A 1007-nucleotide genomic window follows, 5' to 3' on the forward strand; every position below is an offset into this window, starting at 1 on the left:
ACCCGCTACCGCACTCTGAACTGGTCCGCCTACAACGCATCGCTGCGTGAGCGCGGGTCGCTGACGGTCTGGTTCGACCCCGGCATGGCCTGGCACGCCGCCCCGTCGGGCAAGCGCGGGCGCCAGCAGACCTTCTCGGACGCCGCAATCCAGGCCTGCCTGACCATTGCCCGGTAGGGCATCACGCAGTGATGTCCCGTAAGGGATCAAGGTCCTGTTCGGCCTGCCGCTTCGCCAGACGACCGGCTTCGTGGCCAGCCTTTTGAAGCTGGCGGAGCTCGACTGGTCGGTGCCGGACTTCTCGACGCTGTCTCGGCGGCAGAAGACGCTGGCCGTTCAGCTGCCCTACCGCGGCAGCGGCGGTCCGCTACACCTGCTGGTCGATAGCACCGGCATCAAGGTGCGCGGTGAGGGCGAATGGCACGCCCGCAAGCATGGCGGGGCCAGGCGACGCGTCTGGCGCAAGGTCCACCTCGCCGTCGACGAGGCGACCCTCGAGGTCCGCGCGGTCGAGATCACCGATAGCGGCGTGGGCCCCTTTCGGCAGATTGCTTCGCAATCGCCTGTCGGGCAATGGACGCGCCCGTGCTGTCGGACCTGCTTGGGCAGATCCCCGAAGACGAGCCGATCGCCTCCGTCACCGCCCCTCTCGGGATCATGCTTCGCATGACCCTGCCGGGCAGTGGACGGCGCCTACGATACCCGCGGCTGCCGCGACGCCATCGCGAGCCGGGGTGCCGAAGCCGTCATCCCACCTCGGCGCAATGCCAAGCCTTGGAATAAGAACAGTCCCGGAGCAGGGACGAGGAACGACGCCCTGCGTGCCATCAAGCGCCACGGACGGACCATCTGGCGACGGTGGAGCGGCTACCATCGCCGAAGCCGCGCCGAGACCAAGCCTCTCGGGACATTGCTTCGCAATGCCCTGCCGGCCAGTGGATGAACTGCATGAAGCTGCTCGGTCAAAAGCTCATGGCCCGAGATTTCGATCGTCAGACAGCCGAACT

At 67.1% G+C, this 1007-nt stretch carries 1 pseudogene; it reads left to right on the plus strand.

Going from position 1 to position 1007, the window contains the following annotated elements:
* Positions 1–1007, plus strand: a pseudogene (locus Q1A87_RS23510) (IS5 family transposase); the annotation flags it as partial.

It is taken from the genome of uncultured Jannaschia sp., assembly GCF_947494055.1.
GTDB lineage: Bacteria > Pseudomonadota > Alphaproteobacteria > Rhodobacterales > Rhodobacteraceae > Jannaschia.